Source organism: Nitratiruptor sp. YY08-26 (genome assembly GCF_016593215.1).
GTDB classification, from domain to species: Bacteria; Campylobacterota; Campylobacteria; order Campylobacterales; family Nitratiruptoraceae; genus Nitratiruptor; species Nitratiruptor tergarcus.
In genome coordinates, this window is the sequence record NZ_AP023063.1 from 1279015 (window position 1) to 1300521 (window position 21507).

A 21507-nucleotide genomic window follows, 5' to 3' on the forward strand; every position below is an offset into this window, starting at 1 on the left:
AAAGTTATACACATGAAAGAGAAGGATATAAAAATCTTCAAGAACTATTCAATCAAAATCTTATAAAAAGAGAAGTTTCACGAGAAAAGTTTCCTCAAAAAACCCATCCTAAACAAAAACTCAAAAAACATCTTCGTCGATACCGTATTCAAAATAAAATTCGCTTCCAAAAGCCTTTTTTGCGCTTTTGGTATCGTTATATCTATCCATCATTGGATTTAATAGCACAACATAAATTCGATAAAGTGATGGAGTTTATCTTAGGAGATTTAGACAACTTTGTCAGCCTTACCTTTGAAGAACTCTCTAATGAACTCCTGCTTGAGCGTTTTCCTGAAGCTCTCAGCTCTGGAAGCTACTGGGATCATAAAGTAGAGATAGATATTTTACTTGAACTCCCACATAACGAAGTCATAGTCGGTGAATGCAAATGGAAAAATAGTAAAATTTGCAAAAAAACTCTCACGGCTTTACAAAAAAAGAGCGCTATAGCTGGATTTACACCAAAACTCTATGCGCTCTTTTCAAAAAGCAGCTTTTCCAATGAACTTCTTAAATCTCAAGCTAAGAACCTGCTCCTCTTTGATCTTGAAGATTTTAAGGAGTGGAGCGAAAAAAAAGCGTATAAAAAAAGAGAGAAAAAGCCCTACTCTTTTGAATTTTAGGCCACCTGTATACCTAAGCTCTGTACCTCTTTAGCAAACTCACTATTAACAAACACTTGTGACTCTATTTCAACCTCTTGGAGTTTCGACATAATTACAAGTTTGAGAGGTTTTTTGCCAGGGTGACGCATGGCAAGATTATAAAGCTCTTCAAGGCGTTGCAATTCATGTGTAAGCTGCAGTTTTATAATAAGTGGCTCTTCATACCGCTCTTCTATAGTAGTATTGACCTTTTCTCCTTTGGCCTCTTCAAGGCTCATAATTTTATCACATCGTATGCGTGTGAAACTATCATTCTTCGTCACATAGACCTTAAAAGCTACAGGTTTTTCTAAATCCATCTGCTCAAGTTCTTCAAGTTTATCACTAAAGAGCATTATCTCAATATTACCGTGCAAATCCATAATATTGACGATACCAAACTTATTGCCCTTGTTGCTTATTTTTGTCTTTATCTCCTCAACTTTTCCAACAAAAAGTGCTTCTGAAGAGTCAGCAATATTTTCAAGATCACTTGAGAGTGTATAACTTATCTGCTCAAGCTCTTTTCTAAAATCATCAAGTGGGTGACCAGATACATAAAAACCTAAAGTCTCTTTTTCAAATTCAAGTATCTGCTTGAGCTCATACTCTCCCTTATCATCAAGATCCAACTTGATATCTATGAGCTCTTGTGCATCACCGAAGAGAGAGTTTTCTGCCATTTTTTTAGCTCTTGCAATCTCATGAGATGTTTCTACTATTCTTTCAATATTGAGTAAAAGTGTCCTACGACTATAGCCAAAGCTATCCATTGCTCCAGATTTTATGAGCGATTCTAGAACCTTTTTATTCACTTTATTAGGATCAATACGCTGCAAAAAGTCGTCTATGTCTTGAAACTCTCCCTCTACTCTTGCTTCAAGGATGGAGAGTACCGCTGTTTTTCCTACACCTTTGATTGCTCCTAGTCCAAAGAGTATGACATCTTCTCCATCGATTGTAGTAGCACTAAACTCAAGACTCGATCTCTTTACATCAGGTGGAAGCAATTTAATGCCAAGGCGTCTTACTTCATCCACATACTTAACAATCTTATCAGTATTATCCTGCTCGCTGGTAAGAAGTGCTGCCATAAACTCTTGGGGATAGTAGGCTTTGAGATATGCTGTTTGAAATGTAATCATCGCATAAGCTGCAGAGTGGGACTTGTTAAATCCATACCCTGCAAACTTTTCTATAAGCTCAAATAGTGTTTCAGCTTTTTTTGAATCATACCCTCGCTCACTTGCTCTTTTGACAAAATCTCTCTTATACTCTTCCATCAAATCGCGCTTTTTCTTTCCCATCGCACGGCGTATGATGTCTGCTTCACCGAGGCTAAATCCACCAATCGTCTGCACTATCTGCATAACCTGTTCTTGGTAGACAATCATCCCATAGGTTGGCTCCAGCGTCTCTTTTAGCTCATCAAAACTCACCTCTTCGAAGGGATAGTAGACCTTTTTGCGTCCATGCTTTCGCTCAATAAAATCATCAAGCATTCCTGATTCCATCGGGCCTGGACGATAGAGTGCAAGCACCGCAATAATATCTTCAAAAGTGGTTGGTTTGAGTCTTGCATTGAGACGCTGCATACCAGAAGACTCTATCTGAAAGAGCCCTAAGGTATGACCACTTTGTATGAGCTCATAGACTTTTTTATCATTAAGATCAATCGCATTCCAATCTATCTTTTTGCCATAGCGCTTTTGTACTAACTTCACAGCATTATCGATTACTGTCAACGTCTTCAAGCCCAAAAAGTCAAACTTGATTAAATCCACATCTTCTAAGAAGTTGAGCGAATATTGCGTCACAATCGTTTCTTCACCTGCTGGTTTATACAGAGGAGTTTTATGCCATAGCTCTTCATTACTAATAACCACACCAGCAGCGTGCATTCCTGCATTGCGTTTCAGCCCCTCCAAAGCCAGAGCAAACCGCCACACTCTCTCAAATTTTGGATCACTTTCAATAAGCTCTTTTATCTTTGGCTCTTGCTCATAGGCCTCTTTCAGAGTGATACCAAGTTTATCTGGGATAAGCTTTGCCATGCGATCCCCATCATTGTAACTGAGTCCCAATACTCTTGCTACATCGCGAATTACTCCTTTTGCAAGCAGCGTACCAAAAGTAATAACTTGCGCAACATTGTATCTGCCATACTTTTGCACAACATAATCGATGATTTCACCTCTACGCTCTTGGCAAAAGTCCATATCGATATCTGGCATACTTACCCGCTCTGGATTTAAAAAACGCTCAAATAGGAGACTATATTTGAGCGGATCTATATCTGTAATTCCCATGGCATAAGCCACAAGGCTTCCTGCTGCACTTCCCCTCCCTGGCCCCACAGGGATACCCCGTTTTTTAGCTTCTCGCACAAAGTCCCAGACTATTATCATATATCCTGGAAATTTCATCTTCTTTATGATATCAATCTCATGTTGGAGCCTCTCCCAATACTTTTGATGCTCCTCTTTTGGGATATACTCAAGCCTTTTTTGTAAACCCTCTTTACAGATATGCTCAAAGAGTACCGCATCATTTTCAATGCTATATCGATCGCTTTTTGGAACCTCAATTCCGTACTCTTTTGCATACTCTATTGTAAACTTGAAATTTGGAGGCGTTGGATTTCCAAGGTTGAGCTCAAGATTGCACTTATCTACGATCTCTTGCGTATTTTCCAAAGCTTCTGGAATGTCAGTATAGAGTTTTGCAATCTCTTCGGGAGATTTGAGATAAAACTCATGCACACTGTGGCGAAGTCTCTTTGGATCGTCATAGAGCTTGTTCATAGCAATACACATAAAAGCTTCATGCGGCTCAGCATCATCTTTTTCTAAATAGTGAGTATCGTTGGTTGCTATAATTTTAATACCAGTTTCTAAAGAGAGCTTAATTATCTGCTCATCGATTGCTTGTTGTTCACCTATGCCATGGCGCATAAGCTCTAAATAAAAATCATCTCCAAAAATCTCTTTATACCATAGTGCTATCTTTTTTGCCTCTTCATACCCTTTTGCGCCAAATTTGGTGTTTCGCTCATTGGTATTGAGGTGCCAATTTACCTCCCCTTGCAAGCAGGCACTTGTACAAATAAGTCCTTCAGAGTGCTTGGCCAAAAGCTTTTTATTTATTCTTGGATAGTAGTAAAAGCCCTCAATATAGCTCATAGAGCTTAAAAACATTAAATTTTTATAACCGATTTCATTTTTTGCAAAAAGACATAAGTGAAAGCGTTGTCTTGTAGATTTATCGCCAAGATCCTCTTCATTATGCAAATAAGCTTCCATCCCAATGATGGGCTTAAGCCCTTCAGCCTTCATCGTTTTATAAAAATCAATTGCTCCGAACATATTGCCATGATCTGTCATGGCTACTGCACTCATTCCAAGCTCTTTGGCCTTCTTTGCTAATGCTTTTATTTTATTAGCACCATCAAGGAGGGAGTACTCAGTATGTAGATGCAGATGGGTAAAGTTTGGCTTCATATACTCTCCAAGAACTTTTTGCTACCATTATAAAAAAAGTTTGCTAAAGAGGGGCTATGAAAAACATTGTACTTATTGGCTTCATGGGAGTAGGAAAAGGGACATTAGCAAGAGCAATGGCAGGCAAAACAGATATCTATGCAATCGATACAGATGACTTGATTGAAAGTCTCACAAATATGAAGATCAAAAAGATTTTCAAAAAAAAGGGTGAAGAGCATTTTAGAAAACTAGAGCAAAAAACAGCAGACTGGCTTGCAAGCAGTGTACAAAACTCAATTATCTCCACTGGAGGCGGCTTTTATAAAGTCAAAAATCTTAAAAGTATTGGTACAATTGTTTATCTTCAAGCGGATTTTGATTGGATATATGAGCGTATCACAAAAAGTAAAAATGCTAAGAAAAAGATAAAAAAACGCCCTCTCTTTAAATCTTACAAAGATGCAAAAAAGCTCTATGAGCAAAGAGTACCTCAATATGAGAAAGTTGCAGATATTATCATCAATGTTGAAAATAAAAATACTGAGCAACTCATTGAAGAGATTTTATCTAAAGTTTCGCTAATTTCGTCATAAAAAATCCGCTGTATGCTCCCTTTGGCAAAATACGCACACACTTTTTTACCTCTTCATTAAAATGTTTATCTTCCCACTGCACTATTCCCTCTTGATAGTTTGCAAAAGGCACTTCCACTGACAAAACTTTCGCATTTGGCTTTTTTTGGAGTAAAAAATCGATAACCTCTTCATTCTCTTCTGGAGCATAGGTGCAAGTAGCATATATCATCTGGCCACCTGGTTTGAGACTCTCAAAGGCACTGATAATAAGCTCTTTTTGAAGCTTACTAAATCGCCTCACTCTTCGCATGTTCCACCACGTCACCTCACCATCGATATGCGCTTCACTGCTACATGGCGCATCCAAAAAGACCTTATCAAACCACTCAGGACAACTTTTGTAAATAAATCGTCCATCTTTGTTATATGTTTGAATATTTTTTGCTCCATGCTCTTTAAAATTGCGCTTCATACGAAAAAAACGGCTCTTATCTGGCTCAACTGCACTCACCTTTTGTGCCCGCTCACTCAATATCAAACTCTTTCCCCCAGGAGCAGCAGCAAGATCGAGCACCCAGTCTGTTGGTAAAACATCTAAAGAGTATGCTGCAAAAATAGAAGAGAGATTTTGGATATAGATAAGATTTTTTGTATAGGATTTCGTTTTTACAAGAGGTTTTCTATATTCTATCGGCAATGTAAAAACATCTTCAGCCCAATCAACTTTTTGGGGCGTATACCCCTCTTTTTGCAAAAGTTCCAAAACCTCATCTATTGTGGCTCTATGATGATTGATGCGAAAGCTAAAACTATCTTTTTTCGCCTCTAAAATAGCCGGATTTATCTTTTTGACGCGCTCAAAAAACTCCATTACTCTCCTTTTGGTAAAATTGTAGCAAAAAAGGTGTAGTTTGGAATTTTTTATAAGTGATGTAGATAAAACACTTTTGCGCAGTGATTTAAAAGTAAGCAAATTCACACAAGAGATTTGGAATAGTTTTACAAAACCTCTTTCAATAGCAACTGCAAGAAGCTATACAGGCGTAAAAAAGCTCTTGGCACCTCTGCGGCTTCAATATCCGATGATACTTCTTGATGGTGCGATGATAGCTAGTAGCGATGGAAAAATTATCAAAATAAACGCACTCAGTAAAGATATAACTGATGAGATTATCGCAGTAATAGAAAAAGAGTTTGATGAGCGACCTCTCATCGTAGGATATGACAAAGATACAGAGCGCTTTTTATATCCTAAAAAGCTCAATATCCACCAAAAAGAGCTACTGCAAAACTATCACAACGACAAACGCATACTCAATATAGAGAGACTGCAAGGTCTTGAACAAAATCTTAAAATCGTCTACTTGGGTGATGAAAAGACACTGCAATCCATTGAGCAAAAAGTAAAATCTCTCTTTAGAGTGGAGAGTAAACTCAGTAAAGATCCTTATCAAAACTGCCACTTTTTAACATTTTTACATCCAAAAGGGGATAAAGCTCACGCCCTAAAAGAACTTGAGGAGATAGTAGGTGTTTCACCAAAAGACGTTACAACCTTTGGTGATAGTCTCAACGATATTGGAATGTTTCGATTAAGTGGCAAAGCAGTTGCTGTTGCCAACGCACTTGAAGAAGTAAAAAAAGAAGCTGATATTGTTTTGCCATGGAGCAATGATGAAGATGCAGTCGCACGCTACCTCGCCTCTTTTTAGCGTCATTATACCTGTGTACAATCGAGACTACTGCATTGCTCGATCTATTGAGTCTGTATTAGCACAAAGTTTTCAAGATTTTGAACTCATCGTCATTGATGATGGATCTACTGATAAGACTCCCCAAATTCTTACGCAATATCCTATTACCGTCATACGCCAACCAAACAGAGGCGTAAGTGCAGCACGCAATGCAGGTATTAAAAAAGCTAAGGGTAAAATTATTGCCCTCCTTGACAGTGATGATGAGTGGAAACAAGATCACCTTGCAACCCATGCTGCATTTTTTACTGCCAATCCAGCGTATAAAATTCACCAAACAGATGAAATATGGATTCGCAATGGTAAGTTTTTAAATAAAAAAAAGATTCACCAAAAAAAGGGAGGCAACATCTTTTATGACTCTTTACACCTCTGCCTTATATCCCCCTCTGCAGTTGCAATAAAAAAAGAGCTTTTTGATGAAATAGGTCTCTTTCGGGAAGATTTTGAAGTTTGCGAAGATTATGAGTTGTGGCTACGCATCACCAAAAAATATCCTGTTGGCTTTACTCCCCAAGCAACTGTGATTAAATATGGAGGACACTCTGATCAACTCTCACAAAAATATTTTGGTATGGATAGATGGCGTATAAAAGCGATGCTACCATTTTGTGATGATCCTAAAGTTGCAAAAGTTGCCATACAAAAGTGTGAAATTCTTCTCAAAGGAGCAAAAAAACATCAAAATAGAGAGATTTTAGAAGAGTTTATACCAATCTATGAGCAACTCCTGCAAAAACACAAGGTTTTTGCAGGAGAAAATTAGCAGTAATCTGCCAAAAGCCCCTCTTTAAGTTGTTGATACATAGCTTCGCCGTTGAGAAGTTTGACTAGTTCTAATGCAAAACAGATCGCTGTACCAGGTCCACGTGATGTTACCACATTACCATCAATAACTACTTTTTGATCTGGAATATATCCTTCTTGCCCTGTTTTTTCTTCAAATCCAGGATAGTTAGTATGCTTTTTGCCCTCTAACACTCCAGCCTCTTTCAAAGCCCAAGGAGCTGCACAGATCGCTCCAACAAGTTTTCCTTTTTCATTCATGCGTTTGATATACTCTTGTACTAGCTCGCTTTTTGCTAGATGCTCTGCTCCAGGAAGTCCTCCAGGAAGTACCATCAGATCAAACTCTTCAGGATCCACTTCTTTTAAAAGATCATGTACCAAAACTTTAAGCCCGGTATTTGCTCCCTCTACCTCATTATCAAAAAGTCCAGCCACTACCACACTATTGCCAGCACGATTTAATACATCAATAATAGCCATCGCCTCAATCTCTTCAAATCCATCTGCCAATGGTACTAATACTTTTGCCATCACTCCTCCTTTTTAAGCTTTTGTTGATAAAAATTATAGCGAATTCAAATGCTCTTCTTACAAAACAAGTAAATTTATACTACAATCACACCATGCAAGGCTATATTCTCAATATAACACGAGCCAAAAATGAAGATCTTATTGTCCATGTCCTCACCCATAAACGTCTTTATACCCTCTATCGTTTCTACGGTGCAAGGCATGCTACTATCAATTTAGGATATAAGATAGATTTTACTATTGAGCAACAACTAGGTTTTTTACCAAAACTTCGCAATATCACCCATCTTGGCTACTCATGGCTTAAAGATCTACACAAAAGTCTTCTTTGGCAACAGTTTATAAAACTGCTCTATCTGCACTTGCGCGACTTGGAAGATATTGAGAGTTTTTATATGGAGATGCTTGATTCTCTTGCAAAAAAATTTACACGACAAAATCCAAAAAGAGCTATTATAGAAGAGTATGTGAAGTTATTAGAGTATGAGGGAAGGCTCCATAGAGATTTTGTCTGTTTTGTATGTGAGCAGCCAATTGAAGAGCCTACATTAGTACGCTCATTTCTCCCAGCTCACACCCATTGCGTTGGACACGAAGCATTGAGCAAAAAGAGACTTGCATACCTCTTTGCTCATAAAGATGCCCAGTACCTTGATGATAAAGAGATAGAGAGGCTTTGGAATATCATACTCCAAGGTCTGTGAGACTTAGTTAGCTTCAAAATCATCTACATCCATATCTGCATCTACCAAACTATGCCCACCAAAATCAACTTTTTGCAATATCTTCACATCTTCTATTGGATCTTTTTTGAGTATATAGAGCTGCCCATATACCTGTTGCGGCCGAAAAAGAAATTCGCTTACTTCTACCTTTTCACCATTAAATTGTGTATCACCAGGGATAATGGTATCGCAAATGACATCAAGATAGCCTTCTCTAAGCACATCATATTGATCAAACATCACTGAGCAATCCACATAACCGATAGAGAGCTTTGTTAGATCTTCAATCTCATCTGCAGACTCAAGTGTCCATGCACCCTCTCCCTCATAGCTTCTAATGTAGAAAATATCCCCTTCATTTGCATCTTGTAATGGCTCTAAAAGTGTTATGATATTTTTATTGCGTAACTCTAATTCATCAGGATATATTTTCTTACCATCAATATCGATAGCGCACTCTTCTGGATCAATTCCATCTATTGTAAGAGGGGGCTCAAAACTGTCCGCCTCTGCAGTCTCTACAAAATCGTTTACCATTTCAAAGAGCTCTTTAACATCCTCTTTGGAATCAAGATTAAAATCCTCTACATCTAATCCCTCGATTTCAAGCCTACTTACATTGTAAATTTTAATAGATTTTGCTGCACCTCTGATGGTGATTTGAGACATCTGCTCTCCTTATCTTATTTTCGTATATTGTATAGAAAATCGAGTACTTTTACAATATACTCATAGAGCTCCTCTGGTACATCATCATACAACTCTACTGCAAAGAGCTTTTCTACAAGCTCTCTATCACTTTTGATTGGGATATCATGTTCTTCAGCCACTTCTATGATCTTCTTGGCAATATATCCCTCACCTTTACCAACAACTTTTATCTCTTGTGTTATTTTTTTTAGTGCTACAGCTTTTTTCTTCATAACTTCATATTTACCAAATTTTCATCTTCAAAACCGCGTAAGAGATCTTGCTTACAAAACTCCTTTACCAAACACTGCACATATATGCCTTTATATGCCAAGCTTTTTTTCAAAAGCGGCATACTCATTGCAAGTTTTTCTCTAAATGCATCCTCTTCTACGCCAAAAATAACCTGTAAATAGCCTTTATGCAAAATAAGACTTACTAGCACTTTATCATTGTTATGAAAACGCAAATAGAGTCTGCAAAAATGTACTTTTGCATATGTCAGTTTTTTTATAACAAGCTCGCTCTCTTCTACTTCATCCCAAATCACAGGCAAAAAACTCATTATCATTCCACTAGCCTGTGCAACAAGTGCATAGGTATCAAGCATATAAAGAAGTCTTTCTAGTTCCTTTGTTTCTCTATGCTCTTGAAGCATACTGAGTATTGATTTGAAACTTCCCATTTTTGTTTTATGCATATCCAAAAGAAGCTCTTTTAACTCCTTTGCATCAAGATTTTCTATATCCAAAAAATTTGTTTTCAAAAGTGCAACCAATCTTTTATCTTCTTTATTCAATGTATGAAAGATCTTTTTTATGATTTTGCTAGCTTCCAGGAGTTCTTCTTGCAATTTGCGCTGCAAAAGTAGTCTATTTATCTCTTTTTTTAATTTCTCATCAAAATGTGCTATATGTTGCAATGTTTTAAGATCTTTCCCAAATGTCTCAATTGCCACACTCTCCATACCTTGTGTTCCAAAACTTCGCTCTAAGAGTTTTAGTCGAAGCTTTCCCCCTTTTTGAGGCAAAACTTGCAAAAGAAGGACCTCATTTTTTCGAAATGTTAATTGGCTCTGTAACTCCACCACTCTTCCAGCTAGTTTCAATCGCACCTTCTGCTGTGGCAACATATCCAGTACATGAACCCTCAATTTTTGATGAGGATGCAGATGAAATCTACCTTTTTGGATAGAAGAGAGATCAAAAAAATAGGGAGTATTGCTCAATGAATGAATCCGTATCATTCATTGATTATCGGTAAGAAAAATTAGACGATTAGGCGGGATTTGTCAAAAAAGGTATCATCATGAATATGGCGAAAAGAGGCACGAATATATTTAACTACATCTTGAAATTTTTTTTCAAGATCTTTTACAAACTCTTTCATGTTCTCTCGCACATAAGGCTCTTTGATATCAAAACGCATAGCTGGACACGCTTCATCTCCAATAGCCAAAAAGCCATTGCGTTTGACAAAACCAGCTGTTTGAGACTCTCTTATCTCAATAAGTGGACGTATAACATAAAGCCCTTTTTTTGTTTTATAAATGGGAGGCATAGAACGCATAGTGCCATTGTAGAACATATTCATAAAAAAGCTCTCAATCGCATCATCAAGATGGTGGCCAAGGGCTACTTTATTAAAGCCATTTTGCAGTGCATAGGTATAGAGCGCTCCTCGCCGCATACGAGAAAAGAAGCTGCAATAAGAGGAGTTTTGTCGAATTTTATCTTTTGCAATATCAAAAATATTTGTCTCATAGACCTCATACTCAATTCCATACTCTTCGCAATGGCGCTGTAAAAAGTCGTAATTCTCCCCCATCCCATAACTTATTGTCACAGCTTTAAAACGAAAATCGTAAGGAGCTACACGCTGAATATGCTTGAGGGCATGGATAAGAGTGAGGGAGTCTTTTCCACCGCTAAGTCCTACTAAGACATTGTCGCCCTCTTGTAAGAGTTCAAACTCTACATTGGTACGAGCTACTTGCTTGATAAGTTTTTTGGAAAGCTCTGCTCGCTTCATGCTACGATCTTATCCAAGAGTGCGATAATAAAATCTGCACTGATTTTTGAAGAACTTTTCAAAAACTCATCAAAATCAAAACTTGCATCCATATCAGCTGCATCACTAATAGAACGTAAAATAAAAAATGGAATATCATACGCATCACAGACTACTGCAACAGCGGCACCTTCCATCTCGATTGCATCTGCTTGGAAAGTTTTTCGGATCCACTCTTTTTTCTTAGGATCAGCAATAAATTGATCACCCGTAGCAATTGTTCCCTCTTTGAGCTCTATTCCTCGCTCTTTTGCTACCTCTTGTGCTAAAAAGCGTAATGTTTTATCACTCTCAATATAGACTTTTCCTTCAGGCACATATCCATAAGGATGCCCAAAAGCAGTAATATCAAGATCATGCTGGCATAGCCTCTTTGCAGCTATCAAGTCGCCTATATGGAGATCTTCATTTATTGCACCCGCTACACCACTAAAGAGAAGCTTTTGCACTTTAAAATGCTCAATGAGAACCGAAGCGGTAAGTGAAGCAAAGACTTTGCCGATTTTGCTATAGGCTATGAAAACCTCATGCCCTTTATATTTTGCTTCAAAGTAGCGGTTTCCAGCAATTGTGTGGAGTTTAATATGTTGCATATGCGCGATGATCTGTGAGAGTTCACTCTCTGGAGCCAAAGTGGGATCGAGTTTTGTCAAAATTGGCTCGATCTCCTCAACCATAGCTCCCATTATTGCAATTCTCATCCAATCTCCTCCATATTTTTAGGAGATTGTAGCAAAGTTACTCTTTTTTATCAAAATGATAAATTGAGTGTTTTTGCGCTTGTTCTCCATCTTTATAAACAATATAGGATGATTTGAGATGTTTATTATTATTTGATAGTTCTAAAATAATTTTATGCACGTGTGACTCATCACTATCACACACTTCACTGCGCTCCTCATCACAATCAAAAACGAGTTTTTGCTTGGTACTCTCTTTTGTATTGAATATAAAACTTGGCTGATTTTGCTTTGCACAATAGTGCGTTGCTCGCAACTCTTTGCACTGATGAAAATCATCACAATGATACATTGTTACCATCCAGCGCACAGTATTTGGTAAGAGCTCCTCTTTGATTGCAGATCCTCTTCCTATAACTATATACTCTACTCCAGTCTTATCAGTTCCTAACATTCTTTTGACTGCAGGGTGATTATGAGCTCCCGTTGTACCTATCTGCTTTGATGCTGGCGAGAGTGTCCAAACTCCTGGAAACACTTTTTTCATATAATCAAAAGCCTCTTTTGGCTGCATCTGAGCAAAAGCTACAACAGAGACTAAAGCTACTCCTAACATTTTTCGCATTTGCGCCCCTTTCTATTTATTTTTACAAATATCTTACCTATTTTTCTTTATAAAACTTTTTTATAAATAATTTAGTTTTCTTTATTATATTCATAAATCATTTTGAAAAGGGGCTTAATTTCATATATTTATTAATAACTTCGAGGGCCCCTTCAAGACTTTTCATGTTACTTATGCATATTGTAGGCTTTTTCGTAATGCGTCTATTGAGACCTTTCAAGACATTTCCTTCTCCAAATTCAATAAAAATATCAGTTTCATTTTCAATATTTTGAATCGATTGCTTGTAGCGCACGGGCTCTACTAGTTGTCTTGATAGAAGTTCTATTGCCTCGTTTTTTGTTTTATATGGCGCTGCTGTTACATTAGATATAACAGGTGCAATGAAACTATCTTGCAAAAATTGCTCTAAATACTCTTGTAATGGCTTGCGAGCCGATTCCATAAGAGGACAATGGCTAGCTACACTCATATTGAGCAGCAACGCTCTTTTAGCACCAGCATCTTTGAAAACTTTTTCTAAACTCACAAGGTCATTTTTCAAGCCTGCAACAACAATCTGTCCATCACTATTATAGTTTGCTGGCCAAACCTTTTTGCCCTCATCTCTTGCTTTTGCACAAATCTGCTCCACCTCTTCATCACTCAATCCCATCACTACCATCATCCCACCATCTGCATCTTTTGCAGCCTCACTCATAAATTTTCCACGATAATGCACAAGCTCAATAGCATCGAGGCTACCTAGTGCGCCTACACTTGCAACCGCTCCAAATTCACCGAGGGAGTGTCCAAGTGCATATTGAGGGGTTATATTGCTATGTGATTGAAAAAGCTTTAATGCTGTAAGACTTACAAGCATGATAGCTGGTTGTGTATATGTAGTCTCGTTAATGCGATCATTTTCTTCAAATAAAAGTTTAGTAAAATCAATTTTGAGGCGATCACTTGCAGCTTCAAAAAGCTCTTTTGCCAATGAAGAGTTTTCAAAAAAATCTTTACCCATACCAATTTTTTGACTACCTTGACCAGGAAAAAGGAAAGTTATATGAGGCATAATCACTCCTATTTTTTAGGAGTAATTGTAACAAAGAAGATATTAAAAGGAGGTAAGCCCCAAAGGGCTTAGATTAATGACCACATCCGCAGCTGTCGCCGCCGCAATGTTCTTCTTCTTGCACTTGTCCAGTCATTACCTCTTCTGGTGTAGCTTCTCTTACCTCTGTAATATTGATACTAAAAAGAAGATCTTTTCCTGCTAGAGGATGATTAAAATCGATTGTAACAGAGTTTTCATCAAAAGATTTTACAGTTACTTGAACAGTCTCTCCATTTTCACCCTGTCCATAGAGCGTCATTCCCTCTTGAAGATCTATTCCTTCAAACTGTTCTCGTGGAAGTGTTTGTACTGCATTAGGATCTTGTTGACCATACGCTTCTTCTGCTTTTACAAGCACATCTGCACTCTCGCCAGCATTCATATTTTTTATTTGATTTTCCAAACCAGGAATAATTTGATTTTTTCCTGTGATAAATTTAAGAGGTTTATGTCCTACATTTGAATCGATAACCTCTCCACTTTGTGCATCTTTTACAGTATATTCGATGCCAACTACTTTATTCTCTTCGATTGCCATTTAGAAACCTTTATGTGAATTTGCACAAAGATTTTAACAAATTAACCTTGTAGATGAATTAAATAATATCTCTAATACTTATAGGCGCTTTTTAGCAATTTTTGCAGCTTTGCTACGTGGGTAGAGTTTAATGAGATTTTTATAAAACTTTTTTGCTTCACTTTTTTGGCCAAGTCTCTCTAAAGAGATAGCAGTATGCAAAAGAAGTGTTGGCATATATGAAGATTTAGCATATATAGATGCACTCTTTTTATAGTGCTCAACTGCACATGCATAATCTTTTGTATAGTAGCAACTCTCTCCTATATAAAAATTGCTTGTAGCTGGTTTATATTTCTTTGCTGCAGCAGCTTCAAAATATTCAATTGCTTTTTGGTACTCTTTGTTTTTATAAGCTTTATGTGCCAGTGAGTAGAGCTTAGCACCACTTAGCGTTGATTTTTTCTTCTTATCCAACTTCGCATATATTTTTTGTAACTGCTCTTGTAGCTCACTCTTTGAAACATAGTTTGCACTGATATTATCTATTAAAGAGGAGAGCTCTTTGAGTACTTTTTTAATTTGAGAGAAATTCTCTTTTTGTATCGCTATTGAAGTGTTAAGATCTGCTTTAAGTGTATCAATCTCATTTTGGAGCATTTGCGTATTATCAGCTTTAAGCTTTTTTTTTAAATTATTGAGATTTTCATCGAGTCCTTCAACAATACTCTCAATCCCTGCAACTTTTTCAGTAAGAGTATTGACCTTCGTCTCGATATTATAGAGCCTTGATTTTATCGATTTTATATCGTTTCTGTTTTGCCAAATAGCTTTTTCTGTCTTTGTCAAACCATATGGAGAAGGATTATCGATATTCCCCGCTTCGAAGGCTGAAGGCTCTTGTGCCATAAGAGCCAAGCCTAAAGAAGAGAGTACAACTATTTTTTTCACTACTTTTCCTATGGAATGAGTTCAAATTCAACGCGTCGATTTTTTGCCCAGCACTCTTTTGTATGCTCTGTACAAACGGGATTGCTCTCTCCATAACTAATTACACTCAGACGTGTTGGATCCACACCTCTTGCAGCAAGTGCCTCTTTCACGCTTTTTGCTCTTTTAAGTCCCAATGCATAGTTATATTCATCACTTCCCCACTCATCACAGTTACCTTCCACTTTGATTTTGAACTCTTTTGCATCTTCAAGATTAAAAAGTTTTGCATCATACTCTACATTTGGTACTTGATCAGGGCGAATATTATATTTATCAAAATCAAAGTATATCTTTTTCGCTTCAGACTCAATCATCTTCATCTTTTTGAGTTTAGCTTCTTCACTGCTTTGCTCTTCCATTCCACCAATTGTTTTAATACCTTCACCCTCTTTTACCTCACTCGCTTGTGTAGTCTGGCGCTGTGTTTGAGGGGTTTCTATTTCTACACTCTTCTTTGCACAGCCAGTAAGTAGTAATGCTATGAAACTGAGAGAAACAAGGAGACCTCTTGTCATCTTTTATCCTTTTTATTTGATTTTTTTAATTTTATCAATAGTTTTCTTAATAGATTACTAATCACCAATCAATAGATTGAATTTTTCCTACATGGAGAGGATAGATGTAACTTTTATTGTATTTTAGTCGAATGAGTCCTAGTCCACTCTGCCTTCCGTACTCTTTTATAAAGAGAATTGTCTCTCCATCAGCAGAGAATCTTGGAAAGATATTCACTCCATTTGCTGTAAGTCTTCTAATATAATCACTTGTGGTAGAAGTGAGGTAAAGATTGAATGTATTAGAGCCAAAAGCGTTATCTGTTTCACGACTACTATAAACAACATAATCACCAAATGTAGAGCATGCACTATTATTTCTTCCGTGATAGACTACTCTTTCTACTGCCCGTGAACCTCTATTTTTTGCAAATATTGTTGGGTAGCCCAAGCGATCTGAAACAAAAACTACTCTTTGCTCATTTTCTACATAGTTTCCATTCACATCTATACCAGGATATGTAGTTATGCGGTTGAGTGTTTTTGTCCATGTATCATACTCATATATATCTGGCTGCATCTGCGGCGCCATAGTAAGAAGCAATTTTCTTCCATCTTCGCTCACATCTGAGCACACAAGCATTCCTTCTGACTGCAATATTTTTTGCTGTGTACCTTTATAAATATCAACAAGATAAAGTGTAGGTTTATCCCCAATTTTTGTGTAATAAAATCTTCTTTGTTCTTTGTCTGCCCATTTTGGGAAAAGATTGAGGCCACCATGTACAACCACTTTTTGATATGTTAATGTATAATCACTAATGACAATATCTGCGTGTTTTGGCTTTGTATATTTTGCAAACACTACAAAGCTTTTAAGAAAACTCACATCAGGAAAGTGCAAGGCATTATTGAGATCATAAATAATTTTGTGCGCCAAAAAAGGAAAACGATCTTTGTCACTAATGCGATAGAGTTTTGCAAGAATAGTATTTCCATCCTTTATTGAAAATATCTTTGCTTCCGCATTGAGTTTTCCAAAATCATCAAAAAAGAGCCGATAGCGTAAAAGATAGTCTTTGCTTTTATATTTTACATAATCGATACTACTGTCCATACTAGCAAGGTTTCTCTTTTGATCTACATTAAAATGTGCTGTTACTTCTAAATCACCTATTAAAAGTCTGAAAAATTTCCTATCAATATTGCCATCAACATCGAGAGTAGCATCTTCAATAGCGATTTTTGGTTTTGATCCTACATCTTTGACAATTTCAAGGGTCATATCTGCAGCAAATAGTGTCACAGCTAATACAAAGACAATCAATACTCTTTTCATCTATATCCTCATCTCAATTTTTTGTTTATTCTAACACATTAATGTTAATTTTTATTACTCTTTAGCTTCAAAGTAGACAATAAACTCTTTAGGCCTATCAGGTAGTGGAAAGCGCTGCATTTGCATACGTTGGAGATAGTCATCTAGTTCAGCATTGAAAATCTCATTTTGCCCATACTGTAACACCTCATAGGTAAACCTTCCATTTCTATCAATAAAAATTTTTACCTTTGCTCTATTTCCTGCGCTAAGCTGTGAAGGCATCCAGTATGTATAGAGGATCTTATAAAGCTTTTCAAGATAGGGATCTTTCTCTCCACTTATAGATTTTATCGATTTTTTAGAAGCAAGCTGTATATCTTGAAGCTTGAGTTTTTTGAGTAATTTTTGAGCTTTTTTACCACTTTTACCTTTGTATTTACTCGGTGTAGATGCACGCTTATGAACTGTAGCTCTCTTCTTAGCAAGTTTTTTTGTATTGAGCGATGCAAAGAGATCTTCGATTTTTGGTGTGGGCTTTGGTGCTGGAGAGCCTTTTGCTTGTTTTTTTTTGGGTGCGGCTTTGGGTGCTACTTTTTTTATAGGTACTACTTTTTTTGTATCTCTCTTCTCTTCAATCATCACATCAATTGCTTGTGCCTTGATAGCAATTTTTTTTGGTGCTTCATGCTCAAAAAAGTAATCAAGGAAAAAAAAGAGAACTGCTCCATAGAGAATGACTGTAACAATGAAGGCTATTAGTTTAAAGAGGTTTTTATCCATTGGTAATCAAAGATACTTTCGAAAATCCAGCCTCTTTGATAGTTTTAAGAATATACATCACATCTCCATAAGAGAGTGACTTATCCGCACTTATATAGATTGGCATATCTTTTGAAAATGGTTGGGAATACATAATAAAACTATCAGCAAAATTTTTATAAGTAAAATGTTGGTTCCCTATGGAAATAACTCTATTTTTATTAATTTTTATCTGGATACTTTTTTGCTTTTTATAATTTTTAGTTTTTGATCCTTGAGGAAGATTTATATCCTCTTGATAAACGATGGCAGGAGTAGCTACCATTAAAATCGCTAATAGTACAAGCATTACATCGACAAGCGGTGTAATATTTAGCTCAGGTTTCTCATCCCAATCAAACATCCTCACCTGCCAGCCAAAATATCTATTTGCATTTTTACATAAGAGACAAATGCATACGCTTTTCTTTTGAGTATCAAATGGTAAGTGTAAGCAAATACAGCCACGAAGATCCCTGCTGCAGTAGCTACTAAAGCTTCACCAATTGAAGCAGAAATAGTGGAGATACTCGCTTTGGTTGAGCCCATTATATAAAATGTTTCCAAAATAGAAACAACAGTTCCAAAAAGCCCTATAAAAGGAGAGGTAGAAGCAGCTATCGAGAGAAAAGTCAATCCTGCTGTACTCTCCTGCGTTGCTTTTGTAATACAAAAATCATTTTTGTTAGGAGTAAATTTCCCTCCTGCATAACACTGTTTTAAAAAAGAGTTCATTGCAGGTACTTTGTTCCCCATCTCTACAGTTTCTAGGGAAAATTTTTCACGACGTATAAGCAAACTAAGATAGAGGTACCGATAGAAAAATACCCAATTAACGAGTAAGAAGTATAACGATAGCACGCCAAGGACGGCTATCGTGATAGAGTTGCTCTTATCGAGATAACTCAAAAGAAGGTCAAGCTGTTTCATAATCTTTACTAAATAATTTTTGCCGCTTTTTCTATACGTGCCTCTACAGTAGCTAAAGCAGCTTTATTTTCACTCGCTTTTTCAATAAGTTCTTTTGCCTCTTCAATTTTCTTCGCAATTTCGCTCTCTGTAGCGCCTGCTAAAGGAATCGCTCCTTCAACAAGAGCTACTGCCTTATGTTCATCTACTTTAACATGTCCCCAGTTGATGACAATAGACTCTTTCTTGCCATCTGGAAGCTCTATTTCTATTACACCAGGCTTGAGAAGCGAAAGTAAAGAGGCATGTTTTGGCAATACGCCAAACTCACCCTCTTCTCCTGGAAAAGTTACGCTCTTAACATCTTGATCAAATATCAGACCTTCAGGCGTAACTATCTCTAATCTCAATGTATCCATTCACTTCCTTTTTCACGAAGAGTTACTTCGCTTATGATTTTGCTTTAAGTTTCTCAGCCTTTTCAAGTGCTTCGTCTATATTACCAACCATATAGAATGCAGCTTCTGGTAAATCATCATATTTACCCTCAAGCAACCCTTTAAAACCTTCAATAGTCTCTTGAAGAGTCACATAGCGACCAGGACTTCCTGTGAAAACCTCAGCAACAAAGAATGGCTGAGACAAAAATCTCTCAATTTTTCTCGCTCTTTCAACAATGAGTTTATCCTCTTCTGAAAGCTCGTCCATACCAAGAATAGCAATAATGTCTTGCAAATCTTTATATTTTTGCAATACTGCTTGCACACCACGTGCTACATTGTAGTGCTCTTCCCCAATGATATTTTTATCAAGCATTCTTGATGTAGAATCGAGTGGATCCACAGCAGGATAGATACCTTTTTCTGCAATTCTACGGTTAAGAACGGTTGTCGCATCAAGGTGTGCAAAAACAGATGCAGGAGCTGGGTCGGTCAAGTCATCTGCTGGAACGTACACAGCCTGGATAGAGGTAATTGATCCTTTTTTCGTAGATGTAATACGCTCTTGCAATCTTCCCATTTCGCTTGCAAGTGTTGGCTGATAACCCACCGCAGATGGAATACGTCCAAGAAGTGCTGACATCTCTGCACCAGCCTGCGCATATCTAAAAATATTGTCGATAAACATCAAAACATCAAGTCCCATTTCATCACGGAAATATTCCGCCATTGTAAGACCAGTAAGAGCGATTCTGTTTCTTGCTCCAGGAGGCTCGTTCATCTGACCATAGCACAGTGCAACTTTATCCAAAACATTTGATTCTTTCATTTCGTAATAGAGGTCATTTCCCTCTCTCGTTCTCTCACCAACACCTGCGAAAACTGAGTAACCAGAGTGTTTGAAAGCAACGTTGTGGATAAGCTCCATAATAATAACTGTCTTACCAACACCTGCACCACCAAAGAGACCTGTCTTACCACCTTTTTTATAAGGAGCCAAAAGGTCTACAACTTTAATACCAGTTTCAAAGATCTCTTCTTTTGTACTTTGCTCTTCAAATTCTGGTGCACTTCTATGAATTGACCAGTAAGTTTTTGCTTGGAGAGGCTCTCCCTCATCAATAGTTTCACCGATAACATTGAAAATTCTTCCAAGCACCTCTTCACCGACTGGCACTTTTATAGGACCACCTGTAGCTTCAACTTCTTGACCACGGACAAGCCCATCAGTCATATCCATTGCAATAGTTCTTACACGGTTGTCTCCCAAGTGCGCAGCAACTTCCAATACAAGTCTTTTACTTGTACCTTCAACTTCTAAAGTAAGTTCAAGTGCTTCATTGATTGCTGGAAGATAATCCTCAAAGTCCACGTCAACAACGGGACCCATAACTTGGATAATTTTTCCCTTTTTATTAGACATTACCTTTCTCCTTTTTTATTTCATTGCTTCCATACCACTGATAATTTCAGTCAACTCAGTAGTAATAGATTCTTGTCTTGCCTTATTGTACGAAATAGTAAGTGATTCAACCATCTCTTTAGCATTTTTCGTCGCTGCATCCATAGCTTGCATTCTCGCACTATGCTCTGCAGCTAATGAGTCTATCAATGCAAAATAGATATTAAACTCATTATATTTATTAATGAGCGATTCCAATACCTTTTCACCTTCATCTGGCTCAAGTTCTAATTGCGAAGAGATCTCTTTTTCTTCAAAGCCTTTGATATCAATAGGAAGCAGATTAACTACTTTGATCTCTTGCGTAATCATGTTTTTGTACCCATTGTGTACAAGAACAACTTTATCAACTTTACCATCAAGATAATCTTCGACACTTCTTTTGATAAATTCTGCTGCTTTTTTATATTCAGGTGCAGAGCTAAGTCCCACAACAGTGTCAGTTAGTTCATACCCTTGGAATTTGAAGAACTCTATTCCTTTTTTACCAATCGCTCGAAGTCTCACTTTTGCACCGCTTCTTGTATACTCTTCAATGAGACTACGTACAGTTTTTATCGTTTGGTAATTGAACCCACCACACAAACCTTTGTCTGCTGTTACAAATATGATATCTACAACACCTACAACTTCAGGCTCTTCGAAATAGCGCCCTTTTACACCACCTACTTTATACTTATTAATAGAGGATGCAATTTCTGCCAAAGTATCATTGATAGCATTTTCAAAGTATTTACTTCTTTTTGCAACCTCTTCTGCTCGTCGCAATTTTGCGGTAGAGACAAGCTTCATTGCCCTCGTAGTCTTTTGGGTGTTCTTGACACTACCAATCTTTCTTTTTATATCTTTTAGATTTGCCATTTTTTA

25 protein-coding genes are annotated in these 21507 nt (G+C 37.2%); 5 read left to right on the top strand and 20 right to left on the bottom strand.

Annotated elements, in window-relative coordinates:
- Positions 1-179: 179 nt before the first annotated feature.
- A complete protein-coding gene (locus JG738_RS06880) occupies positions 180-665 on the top strand; it encodes a DUF234 domain-containing protein (RefSeq protein WP_201337181.1) in 486 nt (161 codons plus the stop codon).
- On the opposite strand, the gene dnaE is transcribed toward JG738_RS06880, so the two are convergent.
- Positions 662-4186: a DNA polymerase III subunit alpha gene (gene dnaE / locus JG738_RS06885; RefSeq protein WP_201337182.1), complete on the bottom strand. Its 3525-nt coding sequence runs from the start codon at positions 4184-4186 to the stop codon at positions 662-664. The two genes, JG738_RS06880 and dnaE, sit on opposite strands and share 4 nt — an antisense overlap.
- A gap of 56 nt (positions 4187-4242) precedes the next feature.
- Between dnaE and JG738_RS06890 the strand changes: the two genes are divergently transcribed.
- The gene (locus tag JG738_RS06890; protein WP_201337183.1) at positions 4243-4761 is read left to right on the top strand and encodes a shikimate kinase; all 519 of its coding nucleotides are present in this window, start codon (positions 4243-4245) and stop codon (positions 4759-4761) included.
- Here JG738_RS06890 and JG738_RS06895 read toward each other — a convergent pair.
- Positions 4736-5614 carry an RsmB/NOP family class I SAM-dependent RNA methyltransferase gene (locus JG738_RS06895; protein WP_201337184.1) on the bottom strand — a complete coding sequence of 293 codons (879 nt, stop codon included), beginning with the start codon at positions 5612-5614 and terminating at the stop codon, positions 4736-4738. The two genes, JG738_RS06890 and JG738_RS06895, sit on opposite strands and share 26 nt — an antisense overlap.
- 40 nt (positions 5615-5654) lie before the next feature.
- Here JG738_RS06895 and JG738_RS06900 point away from each other — a divergent pair, with 40 nt between their 5' ends.
- Complete coding sequence (locus JG738_RS06900) at positions 5655-6455, top strand: HAD-IIB family hydrolase (RefSeq protein ID WP_201337185.1); 801 nt, start codon at positions 5655-5657, stop codon at positions 6453-6455.
- On the top strand, positions 6418-7263 hold the full coding sequence (locus JG738_RS06905; RefSeq protein WP_236583130.1) for a glycosyltransferase: 846 nt from the start codon (positions 6418-6420) through the stop codon (positions 7261-7263). Before JG738_RS06900 ends, JG738_RS06905 begins: the two co-directional genes overlap by 38 nt.
- On the opposite strand, the gene JG738_RS06910 is transcribed toward JG738_RS06905, so the two are convergent.
- Complete coding sequence (locus JG738_RS06910) at positions 7260-7817, bottom strand: DJ-1 family glyoxalase III (protein ID WP_201337186.1); 558 nt, start codon at positions 7815-7817, stop codon at positions 7260-7262. The genes JG738_RS06905 and JG738_RS06910 overlap by 4 nt on opposite strands.
- Before the next feature lie 92 nt (positions 7818-7909).
- Here JG738_RS06910 and recO point away from each other — a divergent pair, with 92 nt between their 5' ends.
- Positions 7910-8521, top strand: coding sequence for a recombination protein RecO (gene recO, locus JG738_RS06915; protein WP_201337187.1), 612 nt, complete (start codon positions 7910-7912; stop codon positions 8519-8521).
- 3 nt (positions 8522-8524) lie between these two features.
- Here the strand turns inward: recO and JG738_RS06920 are convergent, their stop codons facing one another.
- The 17 genes from JG738_RS06920 to atpG form a co-directional block, all read right to left on the bottom strand.
- A complete protein-coding gene (locus JG738_RS06920; RefSeq protein ID WP_201337188.1) occupies positions 8525-9211 on the bottom strand; it encodes a hypothetical protein in 687 nt (228 codons plus the stop codon).
- Positions 9212-9225: 14 nt separating this feature from the next.
- Positions 9226-9465: an EscU/YscU/HrcU family type III secretion system export apparatus switch protein gene (locus JG738_RS06925; RefSeq protein WP_084276244.1), complete on the bottom strand. Its 240-nt coding sequence runs from the start codon at positions 9463-9465 to the stop codon at positions 9226-9228.
- Complete coding sequence (locus JG738_RS06930; RefSeq protein ID WP_201337189.1) at positions 9462-10478, bottom strand: hypothetical protein; 1017 nt, start codon at positions 10476-10478, stop codon at positions 9462-9464. Before JG738_RS06930 ends, JG738_RS06925 begins: the two co-directional genes overlap by 4 nt.
- A 23-nt stretch (positions 10479-10501) precedes the next feature.
- Positions 10502-11263 carry an ATP-binding protein gene (locus tag JG738_RS06935; RefSeq protein WP_201337190.1) on the bottom strand — a complete coding sequence of 254 codons (762 nt, stop codon included), beginning with the start codon at positions 11261-11263 and terminating at the stop codon, positions 10502-10504.
- Positions 11260-12003 carry a 5'-methylthioadenosine/adenosylhomocysteine nucleosidase gene (locus JG738_RS06940; protein WP_201337191.1) on the bottom strand — a complete coding sequence of 248 codons (744 nt, stop codon included), beginning with the start codon at positions 12001-12003 and terminating at the stop codon, positions 11260-11262. Before JG738_RS06940 ends, JG738_RS06935 begins: the two co-directional genes overlap by 4 nt.
- 37 nt (positions 12004-12040) lie before the next feature.
- Positions 12041-12607 carry a hypothetical protein gene (locus JG738_RS06945; RefSeq protein WP_201337192.1) on the bottom strand — a complete coding sequence of 189 codons (567 nt, stop codon included), beginning with the start codon at positions 12605-12607 and terminating at the stop codon, positions 12041-12043.
- Between the two features lie 97 nt (positions 12608-12704).
- Positions 12705-13664 carry an ACP S-malonyltransferase gene (fabD, locus tag JG738_RS06950; RefSeq protein ID WP_201337193.1) on the bottom strand — a complete coding sequence of 320 codons (960 nt, stop codon included), beginning with the start codon at positions 13662-13664 and terminating at the stop codon, positions 12705-12707.
- A gap of 73 nt (positions 13665-13737) precedes the next feature.
- Complete coding sequence (locus tag JG738_RS06955; RefSeq protein ID WP_201337194.1) at positions 13738-14244, bottom strand: peptidylprolyl isomerase; 507 nt, start codon at positions 14242-14244, stop codon at positions 13738-13740.
- A gap of 78 nt (positions 14245-14322) precedes the next feature.
- Positions 14323-15174 (bottom strand): tol-pal system YbgF family protein, encoded by an 852-nt coding sequence (locus JG738_RS06960; protein WP_201337195.1) that lies wholly within the window; start codon positions 15172-15174, stop codon positions 14323-14325.
- 8 nt (positions 15175-15182) lie between these two features.
- Positions 15183-15731 carry an OmpA family protein gene (locus JG738_RS06965; RefSeq protein ID WP_201337196.1) on the bottom strand — a complete coding sequence of 183 codons (549 nt, stop codon included), beginning with the start codon at positions 15729-15731 and terminating at the stop codon, positions 15183-15185.
- 61 nt (positions 15732-15792) lie between these two features.
- Positions 15793-17049, bottom strand: a complete 1257-nt coding sequence (tolB, locus tag JG738_RS06970) for a Tol-Pal system protein TolB (protein WP_201337197.1) — start codon at positions 17047-17049, stop codon at positions 15793-15795.
- A 54-nt stretch (positions 17050-17103) separates the two neighbouring features.
- The gene (locus JG738_RS06975; protein WP_201337198.1) at positions 17104-17811 is read right to left on the bottom strand and encodes a TonB C-terminal domain-containing protein; all 708 of its coding nucleotides are present in this window, start codon (positions 17809-17811) and stop codon (positions 17104-17106) included.
- Positions 17804-18193 (bottom strand): biopolymer transporter ExbD, encoded by a 390-nt coding sequence (locus JG738_RS06980; protein ID WP_201337199.1) that lies wholly within the window; start codon positions 18191-18193, stop codon positions 17804-17806. Before JG738_RS06980 ends, JG738_RS06975 begins: the two co-directional genes overlap by 8 nt.
- A gap of 2 nt (positions 18194-18195) precedes the next feature.
- On the bottom strand, positions 18196-18759 hold the full coding sequence (locus tag JG738_RS06985) for a MotA/TolQ/ExbB proton channel family protein (protein WP_201337200.1): 564 nt from the start codon (positions 18757-18759) through the stop codon (positions 18196-18198).
- 8 nt (positions 18760-18767) lie between these two features.
- Positions 18768-19157, bottom strand: coding sequence for an ATP synthase F1 subunit epsilon (gene atpC, locus JG738_RS06990; RefSeq protein ID WP_084276266.1), 390 nt, complete (start codon positions 19155-19157; stop codon positions 18768-18770).
- 31 nt (positions 19158-19188) lie between these two features.
- Complete coding sequence (gene atpD / locus JG738_RS06995) at positions 19189-20601, bottom strand: F0F1 ATP synthase subunit beta (RefSeq protein WP_084276267.1); 1413 nt, start codon at positions 20599-20601, stop codon at positions 19189-19191.
- 15 nt (positions 20602-20616) lie between these two features.
- Positions 20617-21501 carry an ATP synthase F1 subunit gamma gene (gene atpG, locus JG738_RS07000; RefSeq protein WP_201337201.1) on the bottom strand — a complete coding sequence of 295 codons (885 nt, stop codon included), beginning with the start codon at positions 21499-21501 and terminating at the stop codon, positions 20617-20619.
- Between the last annotated feature and the right edge of the window lie 6 nt (positions 21502-21507).

What these genes read in the sequence shown, in the direction of transcription:
- JG738_RS06965 (WP_201337196.1), bottom strand. Translation starts at nt 15,731, where the DNA reads ATGACAAGAGGTCTCCTTGTTTCTCTCAGTTTCATAGCATTACTACTT.
- recO (WP_201337187.1), top strand. Translation starts at nt 7,910, where the DNA reads ATGCAAGGCTATATTCTCAATATAACACGAGCCAAAAATGAAGATCTT.
- JG738_RS06980 (WP_201337199.1), bottom strand. Translation starts at nt 18,193, where the DNA reads ATGTTTGATTGGGATGAGAAACCTGAGCTAAATATTACACCGCTTGTC.
- atpC (WP_084276266.1), bottom strand. Translation starts at nt 19,157, where the DNA reads ATGGATACATTGAGATTAGAGATAGTTACGCCTGAAGGTCTGATATTT.
- atpD (WP_084276267.1), bottom strand. Translation starts at nt 20,601, where the DNA reads ATGTCTAATAAAAAGGGAAAAATTATCCAAGTTATGGGTCCCGTTGTT.
- JG738_RS06920 (WP_201337188.1), bottom strand. Translation starts at nt 9,211, where the DNA reads ATGTCTCAAATCACCATCAGAGGTGCAGCAAAATCTATTAAAATTTAC.
- JG738_RS06890 (WP_201337183.1), top strand. Translation starts at nt 4,243, where the DNA reads ATGAAAAACATTGTACTTATTGGCTTCATGGGAGTAGGAAAAGGGACA.
- JG738_RS06975 (WP_201337198.1), bottom strand. Translation starts at nt 17,811, where the DNA reads ATGGATAAAAACCTCTTTAAACTAATAGCCTTCATTGTTACAGTCATT.
- dnaE (WP_201337182.1), bottom strand. Translation starts at nt 4,186, where the DNA reads ATGAAGCCAAACTTTACCCATCTGCATCTACATACTGAGTACTCCCTC.
- JG738_RS06905 (WP_236583130.1), top strand. Translation starts at nt 6,418, where the DNA reads ATGAAGATGCAGTCGCACGCTACCTCGCCTCTTTTTAGCGTCATTATA.
- JG738_RS06985 (WP_201337200.1), bottom strand. Translation starts at nt 18,759, where the DNA reads ATGAAACAGCTTGACCTTCTTTTGAGTTATCTCGATAAGAGCAACTCT.
- JG738_RS06930 (WP_201337189.1), bottom strand. Translation starts at nt 10,478, where the DNA reads ATGATACGGATTCATTCATTGAGCAATACTCCCTATTTTTTTGATCTC.
- JG738_RS06925 (WP_084276244.1), bottom strand. Translation starts at nt 9,465, where the DNA reads ATGAAGAAAAAAGCTGTAGCACTAAAAAAAATAACACAAGAGATAAAA.
- atpG (WP_201337201.1), bottom strand. Translation starts at nt 21,501, where the DNA reads ATGGCAAATCTAAAAGATATAAAAAGAAAGATTGGTAGTGTCAAGAAC.
- JG738_RS06935 (WP_201337190.1), bottom strand. Translation starts at nt 11,263, where the DNA reads ATGAAGCGAGCAGAGCTTTCCAAAAAACTTATCAAGCAAGTAGCTCGT.
- JG738_RS06940 (WP_201337191.1), bottom strand. Translation starts at nt 12,003, where the DNA reads ATGAGAATTGCAATAATGGGAGCTATGGTTGAGGAGATCGAGCCAATT.
- JG738_RS06895 (WP_201337184.1), bottom strand. Translation starts at nt 5,614, where the DNA reads ATGGAGTTTTTTGAGCGCGTCAAAAAGATAAATCCGGCTATTTTAGAG.
- fabD (WP_201337193.1), bottom strand. Translation starts at nt 13,664, where the DNA reads ATGCCTCATATAACTTTCCTTTTTCCTGGTCAAGGTAGTCAAAAAATT.
- JG738_RS06945 (WP_201337192.1), bottom strand. Translation starts at nt 12,607, where the DNA reads ATGCGAAAAATGTTAGGAGTAGCTTTAGTCTCTGTTGTAGCTTTTGCT.
- tolB (WP_201337197.1), bottom strand. Translation starts at nt 17,049, where the DNA reads ATGAAAAGAGTATTGATTGTCTTTGTATTAGCTGTGACACTATTTGCT.
- JG738_RS06910 (WP_201337186.1), bottom strand. Translation starts at nt 7,817, where the DNA reads ATGGCAAAAGTATTAGTACCATTGGCAGATGGATTTGAAGAGATTGAG.
- JG738_RS06955 (WP_201337194.1), bottom strand. Translation starts at nt 14,244, where the DNA reads ATGGCAATCGAAGAGAATAAAGTAGTTGGCATCGAATATACTGTAAAA.